The following is a 17,462-nucleotide window of genomic DNA, read 5'->3' as shown; positions in this document are numbered from 1 at the left end:
ACAAGGGCGCATGGACCATGTCCCTTACATACGTCTCGGGGGCCCGACCTCGGAGGGATACCGGACACCGAGGTGTCCCCACTACTCTCTGCGGGGTCACGGGAGTTGGTCCGGCCACAACCCAGGAGGCCGCCTTGTCCACACCTGCTTCGGCACCGTCCACGGACCGTTCGGGGCCGGCCGGCACCGCCGCGCGCGCCCGCGGCCTCACCAAGGCCTACGGCTCGGGCGAGACGACCGTCCTCGCCCTCGACTCCGTGGACGTGGACATCGCGCGCGGACGCTTCACCGCCGTCATGGGCCCGTCCGGTTCGGGCAAGTCCACGCTGATGCACTGCCTCGCGGGGCTCGACAGCGTCTCCGCGGGACAGGTGTGGCTCGGCGACACCGAGATCACGGGCCTCAAGGAGCGCGAGCTCACCCGGCTGCGGCGGGACCGCATCGGGTTCATGTTCCAGTCCTTCAACCTCATCCCCACGCTCAACGCCCTGGAGAACATGACGCTCCCGATGGACATCGCCGGGCAGCGGCCCGACCGCGACTGGCTGGAGCACGTGATCGACACCCTGGGACTGCGCGACCGTCTCAAGCACCGCCCCGCCCAGCTGTCCGGCGGGCAGCAGCAGCGCGTGGCCTGCGCGCGGGCGCTCGCCGCGAAACCCGAGCTCATCTTCGCCGACGAGCCGACGGGAAACCTCGACTCCCGGGCCGGCCTGGAGGTGCTCGGCTTTTTGCGCGACGCGGTGGACCAGCTCGGCCAGACCGTGGTGATGGTGACCCACGACCCGGGTGCGGCCGCCCACTCCGACCTGGTCCTCTTCCTCGGCGACGGCCGGATCGTGGACGACATGGAGGAACCGACGTCGGAGGCGGTCCTGGAACGCATGAAACGGTTCGACGCCCTGCATGCGACGGCACCCGGCATAACCGCGCCCGGCACGCCGTCCGACAGCGCGTCCGAGCAGAGCTGAACCGGGGGCCGCGGTGCTGAAGGCGACACTCAGAAGCTTCCTCGCGCACAAGGGCAGGCTCGTGCTCTCGGCGCTCGCCGTCATCCTCTCGGTGGCGTTCGTCGCGGGGAGCCTGATCTTCTCGGACACGGTGACCCGCACCTTCGACCGGCTCTTCGCCTCCACGTCGGCCGACGTGACGGTCGCCGCCAAGGACGACCTCGACGAGGCGGTCCCCTCGGGGCAGACCCCCACGGTGCCCGCACGCCTCGCGGAGCGGGTGGCGCGGGTCCCCGGCGTCGCGGACACTCACGTCGACGCGGCCGTGGAGAACATCACCGCCGTCGACCGCGACAACGAACCCGTGGGCCCGACGACCGGCGCCCCCACCATCGCCACCAACTGGTACCCCACCGACCGCAGCCCCGTGGAGCTCACCTCGGGCCACGCCCCGCACGGCGCGGGCCAGGCGCTGATCGACGCGGACACGGCCGACAAGAAGGACGTGGGGATCGGCGACACGCTCACCGTCCTCGCGCGCCCCGGCTCGTTCAAGGTCAAGATCGTCGGCATCGCCACGTTCACCACCACCAACCCCGGTGCGGCCCTGATCTTCCTGGACACCCCGACCGCCCAGGGCAAGCTCCTCGGCTCGACGGACCGGGCGACGAGCATCTCGGTGACGGCGGACGACGGGATCGCCGACACGACCCTCAAGCGCCGGATCGCGGCCGATCTCGGCTCCGGCTACGAACTGGAGACGGCGGACGAGCAGGCCGAGTCCGCGGCGGCCCAGCTCGGCGGCTTCCTCGACGTCATCAAGTACGTGATGCTCGGCTTCGCGGGCGTCGCCGTACTCGTCGGCATCTTCCTGATCGTCAACACCTTCTCGATGCTCATCGCGCAGCGCACCCGCGAACTGGGACTGCTGCGCGCACTCGGCGCCGACCGCAGGCAGGTGCGCCGCTCCGTGCTCATCGAGGCGCTGCTGCTCGGTCTGATCGGCTCGACGCTGGGGCTCGCCGCGGGCATCGGCCTGGCCCTCGGCCTGATCCAGCTCATGGGTCTGTTCGGGATGAACCTCAAGTCCACGGAGATGGTCATCGGGTGGGCCACCCCCGTCTCCTCGTACGTCGTCGGGGTCGGCGTCACCTTCGTCGCCGCATACCTGCCGGCTCGGCGGGCCGCGCACGTCTCGCCGATGGCGGCGCTCGCCGATGCCGAGATCGCCGGGGTGGGGCGGCCGTTGAAGGTGCGGGCCGTCGCCGGCTTGGTCGTCGCGGCGGCGGGTGCCGCTGCGCTGGTCGGCTGCGCGACCGCCGAGAAGACGTCCTCGGCGGCCTCGCTGCTCGGGCTCGGCATCGTCCTGACCCTGATCGCCACGGTCATCGCGGGACCCCTCCTGGTGCGGCCGGTGATCCGGGTGCTCGGCGGCGCGTTCCCCGCGGTCTTCGGGTCGGTCGGCCGGATGAGCCAGCGCAACGCACTGCGCAACCCACGCCGCACGGGCGCCACGGCGGCCGCCCTGATGGTGGGTCTCGCCCTCGTCGGCGGCCTCTCGGTGGCCAGCGCGTCGATGACCAAGTCGTTCGACCGGCAGATAGACAAGACGCTCGGCGCGGACTTCGTCGTGCAGAACAGCAACTTCATGCCGTTCTCGGCGGAGATCACCGAGAAGGTCAGGGACACCGAGGGCGCGGGTCTCGTGGTACGCCAGCGTTTCACCCCCATCAAGCTGGCGCTGCCCGACGGCAAGAACGTCGAGTCGACCGCGGCGGGCTACGATCCGCGGCTCGACGACGTCGCCAAGGTCGCGTACGCGCAGGGCAGTTCACGGGCGGCGCTCGCGGACGGCCGGATCGGCATGGACAAGGACTTCGCGGAGAAGCACCGGGTACGGCTCGGCGACAGCGTGCCCGCGACGTTCCCCGGCGGGCGTGAGACGAAGCTGACGGTCGGCGCGCTCACCGACCAGGACGCGCCCGAGGGGTTCGGCGTGGAGGGCGGTCTCTTCCTCGGGTTCGGCACGGTGGAGAAGTACGTGCCGGGCGGTCAGGACTCCGCCCTGTACGTCAACGCGGCCTCCGGCACGGACGCGGACACCCTGCGCGCGCGCCTGGACAAGACCCTCGACCCCTATCCGCAGGTGCAGGTGCGCGACCAGGCGGACTACAAGGAGCTGATCCGCCAGCAGATCGCCGTGATGCTCTATCTCGTCTACGCGCTGCTCGGGCTCGCGATCGTCATCGCGGTGCTCGGCGTGGTCAACACCCTCGCCCTGTCGGTCGTGGAGCGCACCCGCGAGATCGGACTGCTGCGCGCCATCGGGCTCGGCCGGCGCCAGCTGCGCCGGATGATCCGTCTGGAGTCGGTGGTGATCGCGGTCTTCGGGGCCCTGCTCGGGCTCGCGCTCGGCCTCGTCTGGGGCGTGGCCGTCCAGCAGGTCCTTGCGCTGCAGGGCATGAAGGAGCTGGCGTTCCCCTGGACGACGATCGTCGCCGTGGTGATCGGCTCGGTGGTCGTCGGGCTCGCGGCGGCGCTGCTGCCCGCGCTCCGCGCGTCGCGGATGAACGTGCTGGCGGCCATCGCCCACGAGTGACCGGCGGTCATCGCCCATGAGTGAGGGGGCCGGGACCGCCTGCTCCCCCGCCGTCCGCATCCTGAAATCTCCGCACGCCCCGGGGACGGCCGGTGATGGGATGGCCCCATGGACGATCTCCGTATGACCGACCTCCGCATACGGGCCGCGGGGCCCGACGACCTCGACGCGGTACTGGCCTTCTGGAAGGTGGCCGCGGAGGGCACCAGCATCAGCGACGACCGCTCCGGGGTGGAGCGGCTCGTCGCCCGCGATCCCGGGGCGCTGATCCTCGCCGAGCACGCCGGAGAGCTTGCGGGCACGGTCATCGCCGGTTTCGACGGCTGGCGCTGCCACCTCTACCGTCTCGCCGTGCACCCGGACCACCGCCGCCGCGGTGTGGGCTCGGCGCTGCTGGCCGCCGCCGAGGAACGGTTCGTGCGGCTCGGCGGGCGCCGCGGCGACGCGATGGTCCTGGACCGCAACGACCTCGCGCACCATGCCTGGCGTGCGGCGGGCTACGTTCCCGAGCCGCAGTGGAGCCGCTGGGTGAAGCCCCTCAACGGCTGAGCCCGCCACCCCCGACCCGACACGCGTTCGATTCGGGCCGACAAGGGTTCGAGTCGCTTTGCTGATCCTTTACCATGGTTGCACCACTCGTATCCGACTGAAAGGTGTGAGCGTCCGCCCATGGGCGAGCCTCCTAGTACCCGACATCGCGCATTCCTCCCGCCCCTGCCCGATCATGGGACGGAGGTGACCCGATGACCGAAGTGCTCCTGCTCCTCGTGGCGCTGCTGCTCTGCCTGGCGTGCGGTGTCTTCGTCGCCGCGGAGTTCTCCCTCACGACGGTCGAGCGCAGCGAGCTCGAGCGGGCCGCCGAGCGGGGTGAGCGCGGCGCGGCCGGAGCCCTCAAGGCCGTCAAGAACCTCACCTTCCAGCTCTCCGGCGCCCAGCTCGGCATCACCGTCACCAACCTGGTCGTCGGCATGCTCTCCGAGCCCTCCATCGCCAAGCTCATCGCGGGCCCCCTGCGCGACATCGGCATCCCGAGCTCGGCGGCCTCATCCATCGCGCTGGCTCTCGGCACGGCCCTGTCGACGGTCTTCCTGATGGTCATCGGCGAGCTGGTCCCCAAGAACTGGGCGATCTCCTCGCCGCTCGCCATCGCCAAGCGCGTGGCCACCCCCCAGCGTCTGTTCAGTGCCCTGTTCCGGCCGTTCATCGCCCATCTGAACAACACCGCGAACCGTTCCGTACGCCGATTCGGCCTGGAGCCCACCGAGGAGCTCGCCTCCGCGCGCGGGCCCAAGGAACTGATAGCGCTGGCCCGGCACTCCGCGAAGGCGGGCGCCCTGGAGGCGGACACCGCCGAGCTGTTCGTGCGCACGCTGAACCTCGCCGACCTGACCGCGGAGAACGTGATGACGCCCCGCGTCCAGGTCATGGCCCTGGACGTGCACGCCACCTGCGAGGACGTCGCGAACGCCACGCGCGCCACGGGCCTGTCCCGCTTCCCGGTCTACCGCGGCAACCTCGACACGGTCGTCGGCATCGCCCACATCAAGGACGTCCTCGCCGTCCCCGCCGAGCGCAGGCACCGCGTGCCCGTCGCCGAACGGATGCGCGAACCCCTCCTCGTACCGGAGACGCTCACCGTCGACCGGCTCCTCGACCGGCTCTCGGGCAAACGCACCATGGCCGTCGTCATCGACGAGTACGGCGGCACCGCGGGCGTCGCCACCCTGGAGGACATCGTCGAGGAGGTCGTCGGCGAGGTGCGGGACGAGCACGACCCGCACGAGACGTCCGACATCGCCCTCTCCGGCTCCGACGACGAGGGCAGGACCCTCTACTCCGCCGACGGGGCGGCCCGCACCGACCAGCTCGCGCGGGTCGGCCTGCGGGTCCCGGACGGTCCGTACGAGACGCTCGCCGGCCTCGTCGCGACGGAGCTCGGCCGCATCCCCGCCGTCGGTGACCGTGTCGAGGTGGGCGGCTGGCGGCTCGACGTGGTCGACGCCGCGGGACGGCGTGCCGCACGCGTGCTGCTGCACGCACCCCTGGACACCGGCGACCACGAGGAGGAAGCCCGATGACGGCCATCCAGTTGCTGATCGCCCTGGCGACGCTCGTCGTCAACGCCTTCTTCGTGGGCGCAGAGTTCGCGCTCATCTCCGTACGGCGCAGCCAGATCGAGCCGCACGCGGAGGAGGGGGACCGGCGCGCCAAGAGCGTGATGTGGGGGCTTCAGCACGTGTCGGCGCTGCTCGCCGCGGCCCAGCTGGGCATCACGCTGTGCACCCTCGTCCTCGGCATCGTCGCGGAGCCCGCGCTCGCGCATCTCCTTGAGCCGGTCTTCGACCTGGTGGGCGTGCCGCACGGGCTGATCCACCCGATCTCGTTCGTCATCGCGCTGATCGTGGCGACCTATCTGCACATGCTGCTCGGCGAGATGATCCCGAAGAACATCGCGCTCGCCGAGCCGGTGCGTTCGGCGCTGCTGCTCGGCCCGCCGCTGGTGGCGCTCGCGCGGGCGCTGCGCCCGGTGATCTTCGCGATCAACGCGTTCGCCAACGGGCTGCTGAAGCTGATGCGGGTGGAGGCGAAGGACGAGGTGTCGGCGAGCTTCTCGGACGCCGACCTCGCCCGCATGGTCAAGGACTCGGGTGACGCGGGTCTGATCGACGACCGCGCTCAGGAGCGCCTGCACGACGCGCTCGAACTGGGGCGCCGTCCGGTCAGGGATGTGGTCCTGCCGCTGGAGGACGTGGTCTACGCGCGCGTGGGCGTCACCCCCGAGAAGCTGGAGCAGCTCTCGGCCGACTCCGGTTTCTCCCGCTTCCCGGTGGTCGACGACGGCCGGCGCATCGTCGGCTATCTGCACGTCAAGGACGCGCTGGACCGGGCCCCGCGCGATCTGCCGTTCCGGGTGCCGGAGATGCGGAAGATCGCGCAGGTGCGCGAGACCACGCCCCTGGACGACGTGCTGACCGCCATGCGCGGCAGCCGTACCCACGTGGCGGCGGTGCTCGGTTCGGACGGGCGGCTGGCCGGCATGGTCACGATGGAGGACGTGCTGCGGGAGCTGTTCGGCCAGCCGGTGTGACGCGGGGCGGGCCGGCCCCGTCAGAGGGCCGGTTCGCCCGTGCTCGCCTTCGTGGTCGGCTGTTCGGTGAGGCCGGGGCCCGGTGCCCCGGCTCCCGACGCGCCGATCGCGGTCAGGACCGCGAGGACGGCGGCGAGACCCGCCGTGGCGAAGGCGGCGGCCCATTCGACGTCCAGGAGGCTGGTCGCCCCGGCCACCAGTACGGCGGCCAGCGCCTGCGCGAACGTGCGGATCGCGCGTTCCGCGGTGGCCTTCCAGAAAGCTGCGGTCCACATGGGCGGGCTCGCTCTCTCGTGACGACGGGTGCCTATGACATACCGCCGTCGGGCCGCTCTGCCCAGATCTTCCGCGCCCCGGGGAGCGGGGGCCCTCGCGCTCCAGTCCGAGGCGTGCCGGCTGAGACGACGTACGGACGAGGCATCACGCCGGTCGTTTACGTGGGGGTGGCGTCGGAGCCGGGTGCGACGGCCGGAGCGGAGAAGCGGCGGATGGCGGGCTGGGCGAGCGGGCCGATCGCGGCGGCGAACAGCACCGTTCCGACCCCGACGGAGCCGCCGAGCAGCCAGCCCGCCACCAGGACGCAGACCTCGATCGCGGTGCGCGCCAGGCGGATCGAGGTGCCGCGGCGGGCGAGGCCGGTCATCAGGCCGTCGCGCGGTCCCGGTCCGAGCCCCGCTCCGAGGTAGAGACCGGTGGCCAGGGCGTTGAGGCCGATGCCGGCGAGGAGCAGCGGGGTCCGGACGGCGAGGGCGCGGGGTTCCGGCAGGAGGGCGAGGGTCGCGTCGGCGGCGAGGCCGACGACGAGAATGTTGCAGAGCGTGCCGATGCCGGGGCGGACCCGCAGCGGTATCCAGGTCAGGAGCACCAGCGCGCCCACCATGTTGACCACCCAGCCGAAGGGCAGCCCCGTGGCGCGCGCCACGCCTTGGTGCAGGACGTCCCACGAGGGCAGGCCGAGGTCGGCGGCGACCATGAGCGCGATGCTCGCGCCGAACAGGACGAGCCCGGACAGCAGGCTCAATGACCGTGTCAGCACCGGCACCCCCGATGGCGTGTCCCCAGACGCCCCCCAGATGGTTGACGTGTCACGCATGACGGTAGGAGGGGGGCGAGTGACATGTCACCCCGCGACCTCAACCGGCAGAGCGCGCTCTTTCGAACCCGACTACGACGCTGTCCAACCTGGCCGCCACGGGAGCGCCCCGGCGGGTTACCATCGCTCCCGCCATGCAGATGAATGCCAACTACACCAGCCTCGTCGCGGTGGGCGACTCCTTCACCGAGGGAATGTCGGACCTGCTGCCCGACGGCAGTTACCGCGGATGGGCCGACCTCCTGGCCGGCCGGATGGCGGCGCGCAGCCCCGGCTTCCGCTACGCGAACCTCGCGGTACGCGGCAAGCTCATCGGTCAGATCGTCGAGGAGCAGGTGGGCGTCGCGGCCGCGATGCAGGCCGACGTGGTCACCCTCGTGGGCGGCCTCAACGACACGCTGCGCCCCAAGTGCGACATGGGGCGCGTGCGCGGCCTGCTCGAAGAGGCCGTCGAGCGGCTCGCCCCCTCATGCAAACAGCTCGTCCTGATGCGCAGCCCCGGCCGCAAGGGCCCGGTGATGGAACGTTTCCGGCCGCGCATGGAGGAGCTCTACTCGTACGTCGACGACCTCGCGGGCCGGCACGGGGCCCTGGTGGTGGACCTGTACGGCGCCGCCGTCCTCGGCGACCAGCGCCTGTGGGACGTGGACCGGCTGCACCCGACGGCCGAGGGGCACCGCAGGATCGCCGAGGCGGTGTGGCAGGCGCTCGGCCACGAACCGGAGGACGACTGGCAGAGCCCGCTGCCCGCGGCCGTCGTGCCGGGCTGGGCCACGCGCCGCATCGCCGACGCCCGCTTCGCCCGGCAGTACCTCGGCCCGTGGATAGGCCGCCGCCTCACCGGCCGCTCCTCCGGCGACGGCCGCGCCCCCAAGCGCCCGGAGCTGCTTCCGTACGACGGCCCGCTCCCCTAGGGTCCGCCCGGCGGGCCATGCCGGCTTCGTAGCTTCCGACGAACGGGGGCGTGGCGCTGGCCTGCACGAATGCCCAGTAGAATCCGTACACGTGACTGCCGCGCCTGCAAAGCCCCGTATCCCGAACGTCCTCGCCGGACGTTATGCCTCCGCCGAGCTCGCCACCCTCTGGTCGCCCGAGCAGAAGGTGAAGCTGGAGCGTCAGCTCTGGCTCGCCGTGCTGCGCGCGCAGAAGGACCTCGGGATCGAGGTCCCGGACGCCGCCATCGCCGACTACGAGCGCGTCCTCGACCAGGTCGACCTGGCCTCCATCGCCGAGCGCGAGAAGGTAACGCGCCACGACGTGAAGGCCCGCATCGAGGAGTTCAACGCCCTCGCCGGGCACGAGCACGTCCACAAGGGCATGACCTCCCGCGACCTCACCGAGAACGTCGAGCAGCTGCAGATCCGGCTCTCCCTCGAGCTGATCCGCTCCCGTACCGTCGCGGTGCTCGCCCGGCTCGGCAAGCTCGCCGGCGAATACGCCGAGCTGGTCATGGCCGGCCGCTCCCACAACGTCGCCGCGCAGGCGACGACGCTGGGCAAGCGCTTCGCGACCGGCGCCGACGAACTGCTCGCCGCCCACCGCCGCCTGGACGACCTCCTCGGCCGCTACCCGCTGCGCGGCATCAAGGGCCCGGTCGGCACCGCCCAGGACATGCTCGACCTGCTCGGCGGCGACACCGACAAGCTGACCGACCTGGAGCGGCGCATCGCCGGGCACCTCGGCTTCGACCGCGCCTTCACCTCGGTCGGCCAGGTCTACCCGCGCTCGCTCGACTACGAGGTCGTCACCGCCCTGGTGCAGATCGCCTCCGCGCCCTCCTCGCTGGCCAAGACGATCCGCCTGATGGCCGGCCATGAGCTGGTCACCGAGGGCTTCAAGCCGGGCCAGGTCGGCTCGTCCGCGATGCCGCACAAGATGAACACCCGCTCCTGCGAGCGCGTCAACGGTCTCACCGTCATCCTGCGCGGCTACGCCTCGATGACCGGCGAGCTCGCGGGCGACCAGTGGAACGAGGGCGACGTCTCCTGCTCCGTGGTGCGCCGGGTCGCCCTGCCCGACGCGTTCTTCGCGCTCGACGGTCTCCTGGAGACCTTCCTGACGGTGCTCGACGAGTTCGGTGCCTTCCCCGCCGTCGTGGCGCGCGAGCTCGACCGCTACCTCCCCTTCCTCGCCACCACCAAGGTCCTGATGGCCTCGGTGCGCAAGGGCGTCGGCCGCGAGGAGGCCCACGAGGCCATCAAGGAGAACGCCGTGGCCTCGGCCCTCGCCATGCGGGAGCAGGGCGCCGAGCGCAACGAACTGCTCGACAAGCTCGCCGCGGACGCCCGCATCCCGCTGGACCGCGCGGAGCTGGACGAGCTGATGGCCGACAAGCTGTCCTTCACCGGCGCCGCGGGCGACCAGGTGAGCACGGTCGTCGCGCAGATCGAGGCCCTGCTGAAGGAGCACCCCGAGGCCGCCGCCTACACGCCGGGCGCGATTCTCTGACCCTCTGACCTGCGGGAGCGCACGCTCCGCGACGGCCCCGGGGCTCCCCGCCCCGGGGCCGTCGCGCGTGCCCCTACAGGCCGACGTCCCGGCTGCGGAAGTCCTCCAGCGATTCGCGGCGCACCAGCAGCCTGGCGTGCCCGTCGCAGACGGCGACGACCGGCGGCCGGCCCACCAGGTTGTATCCGGAGGCCATCGAGAGGTGGTACGCCCCGGCGGCCGGCACGGCGAGCAGATCCCCCGGCCGTACGTCGCCGGGCAGCGGGACGTCCGAGGCGATGACGTCGCCCGCCTCGCAGTGCCGCCCGACGACCGTCACGGTGGCATCCTCCGCCGTGGAGCGCCGGCCGATCAGGCGGGGCACGTAGCGCACTCCGTAGAGGGCCGGCCGCGGGTTGTCGCTCATGCCGCCGTCCACGGCGACGAAGGTGCGCCCGCCGGTCTGCTTGACCGCGAGGACCCGGTAGAGCGCCACCCCGGCCGGGCCCACGACGGCCCGGCCCGGCTCCACGATCAGGCGCGGCACCCGCAGTCCGGCCGCCGCGCAGCTCTCGGCCAGCTCGGCCCGCACCTTGCGCGCGAGGGTGGTGGCGTCGAGCGCCGCCTCGCCGGGGCGGTACGCGATGCCGTGGCCGCCGCCGAGGTCCAGTTCGGGGAGGGTGACGCCGTGCTGGTCCTTGATCCGGGCCATCAGCCCGACCATGCGGCGCACGGCGGCCAGGAAGGGCTTCTCCGTGCAGATCTGCGAGCCCAGGTGGCAGTGCAGGCCCACCAGTTCGAGCGTCGGCCGGTCGAGTATGCGGGCGATCGCGTGCTGGGCGGAGCCGTCCGTGAGGGAGAGGCCGAACTTCTGGTCCTCGGTGCCCGTCCGGATTTTGGCGTGCCCGCCCGCGGCGATGCCGGGCACCACCCGGACCAGCACCTTCTGACGGCTGCCCGGCGGCACCGCGGCGGCGATCCTGGCGATCTCCCACGCGCTGTCGATGACGATCCTGCCGACCCCGAGCCGGAGGGCAGCCCGCAGGTCCTGCGGGCTCTTCGCGTTGCCGTGCAGCACGATGCGGTCCGCGGGGAAGCCCGTCGTGACGGCGAGTTCCAGCTCGCCGGCCGAGCACACGTCCAGGCCCAGGCCCTCCTGTGCGACCCAGTGCGCCATGGCGCGGCACAGGAACGCCTTGGCCGCGTAGAGGACTTCGCCGTCCGGGAAGGCGCGTACGTAGCCGCGGCACCGGGCACGCACGTCGCCCTCGTCGATGAGGTAGACGGGGGTGCCGAAGCGTTCGGCAATCTCGGTGAGCGGCACTCCCCCGACGGCGAGGTCACCGTGGGCGAGCCGGGCGGTGGAACCGGGCCAGACGGACAGCTCCTGGTCGCGGTCGGGCCGGGCGGCGGGTGCGGCCGGGGTGCTCCGCTGCGGCGGCGCGGCGGGCGTCGGGGCCGAGGAGGGCGGTGGGGCCGGTGCCGCCAAGGGAGCGGGTGCCTCTACGGGTGCCGGTGCCGGGAGGGGTGTTGCGCGCAGTGTGCTCATGGGGGCTTCTCTCTCCGTCCCGGCCTCAGCCGATCCGGTGGGTCGGGGCACTCGTCGGGGCCGCCGGACCGGTGACGACCAGCGCGTGGGGCGGCGGCGGGTCGACGGTGACCTCGCCGACGCCGAGCGGTTCGGTGAGCGACCTGAGCGCCGGCGCGGAGAGCCTGATCCACGCCTGCCGGGCGCCGAGGGCGGCGCTCAGCCGCTGCGGGGAGGTGAAGGCGACGGCGGTGCGGCCGCCCAGGGGTGTCCGGAACAGGCGGGCCACACAGCCCGCGGGTCCCGGCCGGACGGGAACGAACAGCAGCCCGGCCGGGCCGGGTTCACAGGGCTCGGGGTCCTCGCCGTACAGGAGCTCTGCCATGGATTCCTCCGGTGGAGACAGGAGAGGGGGAGGGAAACGAAAGATGGTGGGGCAGGTGGCCGTGGCCGGGGATCCGGTCCGCCGTCCGCGGCATACGGTGACGTTATGCCCGGCACACCGTGCCAACCGACCCTCCATGACGCCACGTTGACGCATCGACGCCGCCCTCTGACGCGATGCCGACGCGGCGGCCGTCCACTCGTATGGGTCGAGTCAGAGTCGACCGGGCGCTCTTGAGCGAGCGGGCGCGGGACAGTTGGATGTTGGACGGAGCGGGAACCCGGGGTCCGGAGTGGTCGGCCGCCGGCTACGGCCCGGCCCGGCGACGTACCCGTTTCACTCGAAGGTCTCACTCCGGAGGAGGGGCTGATGATTGAGCTTCTGCCGCACCACCTGCCCGCCGTGCCCCGCTGGTTCGCCCCCGGGACGCCCGGACCCGGCTCGCTGCCCGACCATGTCGCGGCCACGGGCGTCGGGCAGTGGTGGGCCGACCGCGCGCTCGACCCGCGGGCCGTGGCGGTCTCCTGCGCCGGCCATGTGCTGCTGCGCGGCGACGCCGCCGGTGTCGAGCCGGAGCTGCTGGCCCCCTTCGCGCACAGCCATGTCGAGGCCCCGGCCCGCTTCCTTCCGGTGCTCGGCGCCGCCTTCGACCGGCTCGTGCCGGACGAGCGGATGGTGTACGTCCACCAGGAGGAAGTAGCCCCGCCCCGTACGCCGCGGGGCGTGACCGTCCGCAGGCTGGTGCCGGAGGACGCGCCCGCGCTCGCCGCCCTCTCCCCCGACTCGTCCTGGATCCACGACAGTTGGGGCGGGCCCGACGGTCTCGCCGCCTCCGGGCACGGCTGGGCCGCCGTCGACCGCGGCGGCCGCGTCGCCGCCGTCGCCTGCAGCTACTTCACCGGGCAGGAGTACGAGGACGTGGCCGTGCTCACCGCGCCCGAGCGCCGCCGAGAGCGCCTCGCCCTCGCCTGTGTGACCGCGCTGTGCGGGGACATCGCCGCGCGCGGCCGCACCGCCAGCTGGTCCTGCGGCCGCGACAACCGTCCCAGCCGCCTGCTCGCCTGGACGGCGGGCTTCAGGCTGCGGCACGAGTACGTCCACTACGTCACGGGAAAGCCGCTCGCACGGCCCCGGCAGGCCGGCCGTGCCTCCGCGTGACGGGCCCCCGCCGTGCCGGGACCGGGGCGCCGCCCGGAGCTCGACGCCTGGTGCTCGATGCCCGCGGCAATCACTAGCCGTCCGCTCGTTCGAGATCAAGAGCGATCAGAAGAGGGCAAGGTCACAGCCCTGGATGGCACCGCGTGCCACCGGTTGCGCCCTAGCATCGGGGCATGACGGTCCTGCCTGACGACGGGCTTTCGCTGGCCGCCGAGTTCCCTGATGCGACCCATGAGCAGTGGCACCGCCTTGTGGAAGGCGTGCTGCGCAAGTCGGGTAAGGACGTATCGGGGCCGGCTGTCGAGGAAGCGCTGTCCACCGCCCTCGAGGACGGGCTCACCACCCGCCCTCTGTACACCGCCCACGACACCGCGCCCGATGTCGGACATCCCGGTTTCGCCCCGTTCGTACGGGGTGGCACACCCGGCGGCAGCGCGGCCACGGGGTGGGACGTACGACAGCGCCACGCGAGCACCGACCCCGCCCGGACGAACGAGGCCGTCCTCGCCGACCTGGAGAACGGCGTCACGTCGGTCTGGCTCGGCGTCGGCGCGAACGGCGTCCCGGTCTCCGGTCTCGCGACGGCACTGAAGGGCGTCTATCTCGACCTCGCGCCCGTCGCGCTCGACGCCGGAGCGGAATTCGCCCCCGCCGCCCGCGCGTTGCTCGGTCTGTACGAGACGGCGGGCGTCGCTGCGGAGTCGGCGCGCGGCACCCTCGGCGCCGACGTACTGGGCCACGAGGCCCGTACCGGCGAGGCGTTGGACGCGACCGAGGCCGTGGAGCTGGCCCGGATCTGCGCCGACCGCCACCCCGGGGTGCGCGCGCTCACGGTGGACGCACTCCCCTACCACGAGGCCGGCGGCTCGGCGGCGCAGGAGCTCGGCGCCTCCCTCGCCACCGGCGTCGCGTACCTGCGGGAGCTGACCGCGGCCGGCCTCGGCGTCCACGAGGCGTGTGCGCAGCTGGAGTTCCGTTACGCGGCCACCGCGGACCAGTTCCTGACCATCGCCAAGCTGCGTGCGGCGCGGCGGCTGTGGGCGCGGGTGGCCGAGGTGTGCGGCGCCGCCGACGCGGGCGCGCAGCGCCAGCACGCGGTGACGTCGCCGGTCATGATGACCCGCCGCGACCCGTGGGTGAACATGCTCCGCACGACGGTGGCCTGCATGGCCGCGGGCGTCGGCGGCGCCGACTCCGTCACCGTGCTGCCGTTCGACCACTCGCTGGGCCTGCCGGACGCGTTCGCGCGCCGCATCGCCCGCAACACCTCGACGATCCTCATCGAGGAATCACACCTCGCGCGGGTGATCGACCCGGCCGGCGGCTCCTGGTACGTGGAGCGCCTCACCGACGAACTCGCGCAGGCCGGCTGGGCGTTCTTCCAGGAGATCGAGCGTGCGGGCGGCCAGGCCGCGGCCCTGCGTTCCGGCATGGTCGGCGAACGTCTCGCGGCGACCTGGGCGGAGCGCGGCAAGAAGCTCGCCGCGCGCCGCGAACCCATCACCGGTGTCAGCGAGTTCCCGCTGCTCGCCGAGCGTCCCGTGGAACGCGACCCCGCCCCGGCCGCGCCGTCCGGCGGTCTGCCCCGGGTGCGCCGCGACGAGGCGTACGAAGCGCTGCGCGCCCGCTCGGACGCGCACCTGGCGCGGACCGGGGCGCGGCCGCGGGTCTTCCTCGCGGCGCTCGGTCCCGCCGCCGCCCACACGGCGCGGGCCACCTTCGCCGCCAACCTCTTCCAGGCGGGCGGCATCGAGGCCGTGCACGATCCGGCGACGGTGGATCCGGAGACGGCCGCCGAGGCGTTCCGGGCCAGCGGCGCGACGATCGCGTGCCTGTGCTCCGGCGACGCGCTCTATGCCGAGCAGGCCGAGGCGGTGGCGCGGGCCCTGAAGTCGGCGGGCGCGCGGCGGGTCTTCCTCGCCGGGCGCGGGGAGTACGCCGATGTCGACGCGTACGTCTTCGCGGGCTGCGACGCCGTCGCCGTGCTCTCCTCCACCCTCGACCGCATGGGAGTGGCGTAATGCGCATCCCCGACTTCTCCTCCATCGACCTGAGCGGCGGCGCGGGCGCGGCCGGCTCGCACGAGCAGTGGCGCACCGCCGTGAAGGAGTCCACCGGCAGGTCGGAGAGCGATCTGCTGTGGGAGACGCCCGAGGGCATCGCCGTCAAGCCGCTCTACACCGGCGCCGACGTGGAGGGCCTGGACTTCCTCGGCACGTACCCGGGCGTGGCGCCGTACCTGCGCGGCCCCTACCCGACGATGTACGTGAACCAGCCCTGGACGATCCGGCAGTACGCGGGATTTTCCACCGCCGAGGAGTCCAACGCCTTCTACCGCCGCAACCTCGCGGCCGGTCAGAAGGGGCTCTCGGTCGCCTTCGACCTGCCCACGCACCGCGGTTACGACAGCGACCATCCGCGGGTGACGGGCGACGTCGGCATGGCGGGGGTGGCCATCGACTCCATCTACGACATGCGTCAGCTCTTCGACGGCATCCCGCTGGACAAGATGACCGTGTCGATGACGATGAACGGCGCGGTGCTGCCCGTCCTCGCGCTGTACATCGTGGCCGCCGAGGAGCAGGGCGTACCGCCCGAGAAGCTGGCCGGGACCATTCAGAACGACATCCTCAAGGAGTTCATGGTCCGCAACACCTACATCTATCCGCCGAAGCCCTCGATGCGGATCATCTCCGACATCTTCGCGTACACCTCGCAGAAGATGCCGCGCTACAACTCCATCTCGATCTCCGGCTACCACATCCAGGAGGCGGGGGCCACGGCCGACCTGGAGCTGGCGTACACGCTCGCCGACGGCGTGGAGTATCTGCGGGCCGGTCAGGAAGCGGGCCTGGACGTCGACGCGTTCGCGCCGCGGCTCTCGTTCTTCTGGGCGATCGGCATGAACTTCTTCATGGAGGTCGCCAAGCTCCGCGCGGCGCGCCTGCTCTGGGCGAAGCTGGTCAAGCAGTTCGACCCGAAGAACGCCAAGTCCCTCTCGCTGCGCACCCATTCGCAGACGTCCGGCTGGTCTCTGACCGCGCAGGACGTGTTCAACAACGTCACCCGCACCTGCATCGAGGCGATGGCGGCGACGCAGGGCCACACCCAGTCGCTGCACACGAACGCCCTGGACGAGGCGCTCGCCCTGCCGACCGACTTCTCCGCACGCATCGCCCGCAACACCCAGCTCCTGATCCAGCAGGAGTCGGGCACGACGCGGACCATCGACCCGTGGGGCGGCAGCGCGTACGTCGAGAAGCTCACGTACGACCTGGCACGCCGTGCCTGGCAGCACATCGAGGAGGTCGAGGCGGCGGGCGGCATGGCGCAGGCCATCGACGCCGGCATCCCGAAGCTGCGCGTCGAGGAGGCCGCCGCGCGCACCCAGGCCCGCATCGACTCCGGCCGCCAGCCGGTCATCGGCGTCAACAAGTACCGGGTGGAGACGGACGAGCAGATCGACGTCCTGAAGGTCGACAACTCCTCGGTGCGCGCCCAGCAGATCGCCAAGCTGAAGCGGCTGCGCGAGGAGCGCGACGAGGCGGCCACCCAGGAGGCGCTGCGCGCGCTCACGGCGGCGGCCGAGCGCGGCCCCGGCCAGGGTCTCGAGGGCAACCTGCTCGCGCTCGCGGTCGACGCGGCCCGCGCCAAGGCGACGGTCGGTGAGATCTCCGACGCGTTGGAGAGCGTGTACGGGCGGCACGCGGGCCAGATCCGTACGATCTCCGGTGTGTACCGCACCGAAGCAGGCCAGTCCCCGTCCGTCGAGCGGACCCGTGCGCTCGTGGACGCGTTCGACGAGGCCGAGGGCCGCAGGCCGCGCATCCTGGTCGCCAAAATGGGCCAGGACGGTCACGACCGCGGCCAGAAGGTCATCGCCAGTGCCTTCGCCGACCTGGGCTTCGACGTCGACGTCGGCCCGCTCTTCCAGACCCCGGCGGAGGTCGCGCGCCAGGCCGTCGAGGCGGACGTGCACATCGTCGGCGTCTCCTCGCTGGCGGCGGGGCACCTGACCCTCGTGCCGGCGCTGCGCGAGGAGCTGGCCGCCGAGGGCCGCGAGGACATCATGATCGTGGTGGGCGGGGTGATTCCGCCGCAGGACGTCGACGCCCTGCACGAGGCGGGCGCCACGGCCGTCTTCCCGCCCGGCACGGTGATCCCGGACGCGGCGTACGACCTGGTGAACCGACTGGCGGCCGACCTCGGCCACGACCTGTGAGCCGGTGAGCGC

14 protein-coding genes are annotated in these 17,462 nt (G+C 72.4%); 10 read left to right on the top strand and 4 right to left on the bottom strand.

Going from position 1 to position 17,462, the window contains the following annotated elements; translation table 11 throughout:
- Positions 1–134 precede the first annotated feature (134 nt).
- The 5 genes from ACZ7DY_RS18105 (at position 135) to ACZ7DY_RS18085 (ending at position 6,637) form a co-directional block, all read left to right on the top strand.
- Positions 135–971 carry an ABC transporter ATP-binding protein gene (locus tag ACZ7DY_RS18105; RefSeq protein WP_471136280.1) on the top strand — a complete coding sequence of 279 codons (837 nt, stop codon included), beginning with the start codon at positions 135–137 and terminating at the stop codon, positions 969–971.
- 13 nt (positions 972–984) lie between these two features.
- Positions 985–3,549, top strand: a complete 2,565-nt coding sequence (locus ACZ7DY_RS18100) for an ABC transporter permease (protein ID WP_471136277.1) — start codon at positions 985–987, stop codon at positions 3,547–3,549.
- 123 nt (positions 3,550–3,672) lie between these two features.
- Positions 3,673–4,098, top strand: a complete 426-nt coding sequence (locus ACZ7DY_RS18095) for a GNAT family N-acetyltransferase (protein WP_471136702.1) — start codon at positions 3,673–3,675, stop codon at positions 4,096–4,098.
- Positions 4,099–4,292: 194 nt separating this feature from the next.
- A complete protein-coding gene (locus tag ACZ7DY_RS18090) occupies positions 4,293–5,627 on the top strand; it encodes a hemolysin family protein (protein WP_471136274.1) in 1,335 nt (444 codons plus the stop codon).
- Complete coding sequence (locus tag ACZ7DY_RS18085; RefSeq protein ID WP_471136272.1) at positions 5,624–6,637, top strand: hemolysin family protein; 1,014 nt, start codon at positions 5,624–5,626, stop codon at positions 6,635–6,637. The genes ACZ7DY_RS18090 and ACZ7DY_RS18085 overlap by 4 nt, the downstream gene beginning before the upstream one ends.
- A gap of 20 nt (positions 6,638–6,657) precedes the next feature.
- On the opposite strand, the gene ACZ7DY_RS18080 is transcribed toward ACZ7DY_RS18085, so the two are convergent.
- Positions 6,658–6,912 carry a holin gene (locus tag ACZ7DY_RS18080; protein WP_471136271.1) on the bottom strand — a complete coding sequence of 85 codons (255 nt, stop codon included), beginning with the start codon at positions 6,910–6,912 and terminating at the stop codon, positions 6,658–6,660.
- Between the two features lie 158 nt (positions 6,913–7,070).
- Positions 7,071–7,730, bottom strand: a complete 660-nt coding sequence (gene yczE / locus ACZ7DY_RS18075; RefSeq protein ID WP_471136268.1) for a membrane protein YczE — start codon at positions 7,728–7,730, stop codon at positions 7,071–7,073.
- 134 nt (positions 7,731–7,864) lie between these two features.
- Between yczE and ACZ7DY_RS18070 the strand changes: the two genes are divergently transcribed.
- Together ACZ7DY_RS18070 and purB are read left to right on the top strand one after the other, a co-directional pair.
- Complete coding sequence (locus tag ACZ7DY_RS18070) at positions 7,865–8,644, top strand: SGNH/GDSL hydrolase family protein (protein ID WP_471136266.1); 780 nt, start codon at positions 7,865–7,867, stop codon at positions 8,642–8,644.
- Between the two features lie 91 nt (positions 8,645–8,735).
- On the top strand, positions 8,736–10,178 hold the full coding sequence (gene purB / locus ACZ7DY_RS18065) for an adenylosuccinate lyase (protein WP_471136264.1): 1,443 nt from the start codon (positions 8,736–8,738) through the stop codon (positions 10,176–10,178).
- Between the two features lie 73 nt (positions 10,179–10,251).
- Here the strand turns inward: purB and lysA are convergent, their stop codons facing one another.
- Both lysA and ACZ7DY_RS18055 read right to left on the bottom strand, forming a co-directional pair.
- The gene (gene lysA / locus ACZ7DY_RS18060) at positions 10,252–11,706 is read right to left on the bottom strand and encodes a diaminopimelate decarboxylase (RefSeq protein WP_471136262.1); all 1,455 of its coding nucleotides are present in this window, start codon (positions 11,704–11,706) and stop codon (positions 10,252–10,254) included.
- Positions 11,707–11,731: 25 nt separating this feature from the next.
- Complete coding sequence (locus ACZ7DY_RS18055; RefSeq protein WP_471136260.1) at positions 11,732–12,070, bottom strand: SAV_915 family protein; 339 nt, start codon at positions 12,068–12,070, stop codon at positions 11,732–11,734.
- Between the two features lie 369 nt (positions 12,071–12,439).
- On the opposite strand from ACZ7DY_RS18055, the gene ACZ7DY_RS18050 reads away from it, so the two are divergent.
- From ACZ7DY_RS18050 to scpA, 3 genes are all read left to right on the top strand, one after another.
- The gene (locus tag ACZ7DY_RS18050) at positions 12,440–13,228 is read left to right on the top strand and encodes a GNAT family N-acetyltransferase (RefSeq protein ID WP_471136258.1); all 789 of its coding nucleotides are present in this window, start codon (positions 12,440–12,442) and stop codon (positions 13,226–13,228) included.
- 173 nt (positions 13,229–13,401) lie between these two features.
- Positions 13,402–15,249, top strand: a complete 1,848-nt coding sequence (mutA, locus tag ACZ7DY_RS18045) for a methylmalonyl-CoA mutase small subunit (protein ID WP_471136255.1) — start codon at positions 13,402–13,404, stop codon at positions 15,247–15,249.
- Entirely contained in the window at positions 15,249–17,450 is a 2,202-nt protein-coding gene (gene scpA, locus ACZ7DY_RS18040; protein WP_471136253.1) for a methylmalonyl-CoA mutase, read from the top strand. Before mutA ends, scpA begins: the two co-directional genes overlap by 1 nt.
- The last annotated feature ends 12 nt before the right edge of the window (positions 17,451–17,462 follow it).

The organism is Streptomyces sp. NPDC037013 (assembly GCF_055607265.1).
The sequence above is the reverse complement of the archived record's forward strand: the minus strand, read 5'-3'. Positions and strand labels throughout refer to the sequence as shown.

Bases quoted from the DNA above. Each gene is read 5' to 3' on its own strand.
- ACZ7DY_RS18095 (WP_471136702.1), top strand. From the start codon at position 3,673: ATGACCGACCTCCGCATACGGGCCGCGGGGCCCGACGACCTCGACGCG.
- ACZ7DY_RS18090 (WP_471136274.1), top strand. From the start codon at position 4,293: ATGACCGAAGTGCTCCTGCTCCTCGTGGCGCTGCTGCTCTGCCTGGCG.
- ACZ7DY_RS18085 (WP_471136272.1), top strand. From the start codon at position 5,624: ATGACGGCCATCCAGTTGCTGATCGCCCTGGCGACGCTCGTCGTCAAC.
- ACZ7DY_RS18080 (WP_471136271.1), bottom strand. From the start codon at position 6,912: ATGTGGACCGCAGCTTTCTGGAAGGCCACCGCGGAACGCGCGATCCGC.
- yczE (WP_471136268.1), bottom strand. From the start codon at position 7,730: ATGCGTGACACGTCAACCATCTGGGGGGCGTCTGGGGACACGCCATCG.
- ACZ7DY_RS18070 (WP_471136266.1), top strand. From the start codon at position 7,865: ATGCAGATGAATGCCAACTACACCAGCCTCGTCGCGGTGGGCGACTCC.
- lysA (WP_471136262.1), bottom strand. From the start codon at position 11,706: ATGAGCACACTGCGCGCAACACCCCTCCCGGCACCGGCACCCGTAGAG.
- ACZ7DY_RS18055 (WP_471136260.1), bottom strand. From the start codon at position 12,070: ATGGCAGAGCTCCTGTACGGCGAGGACCCCGAGCCCTGTGAACCCGGC.
- ACZ7DY_RS18050 (WP_471136258.1), top strand. From the start codon at position 12,440: ATGATTGAGCTTCTGCCGCACCACCTGCCCGCCGTGCCCCGCTGGTTC.
- mutA (WP_471136255.1), top strand. From the start codon at position 13,402: ATGACGGTCCTGCCTGACGACGGGCTTTCGCTGGCCGCCGAGTTCCCT.
- scpA (WP_471136253.1), top strand. From the start codon at position 15,249: ATGCGCATCCCCGACTTCTCCTCCATCGACCTGAGCGGCGGCGCGGGC.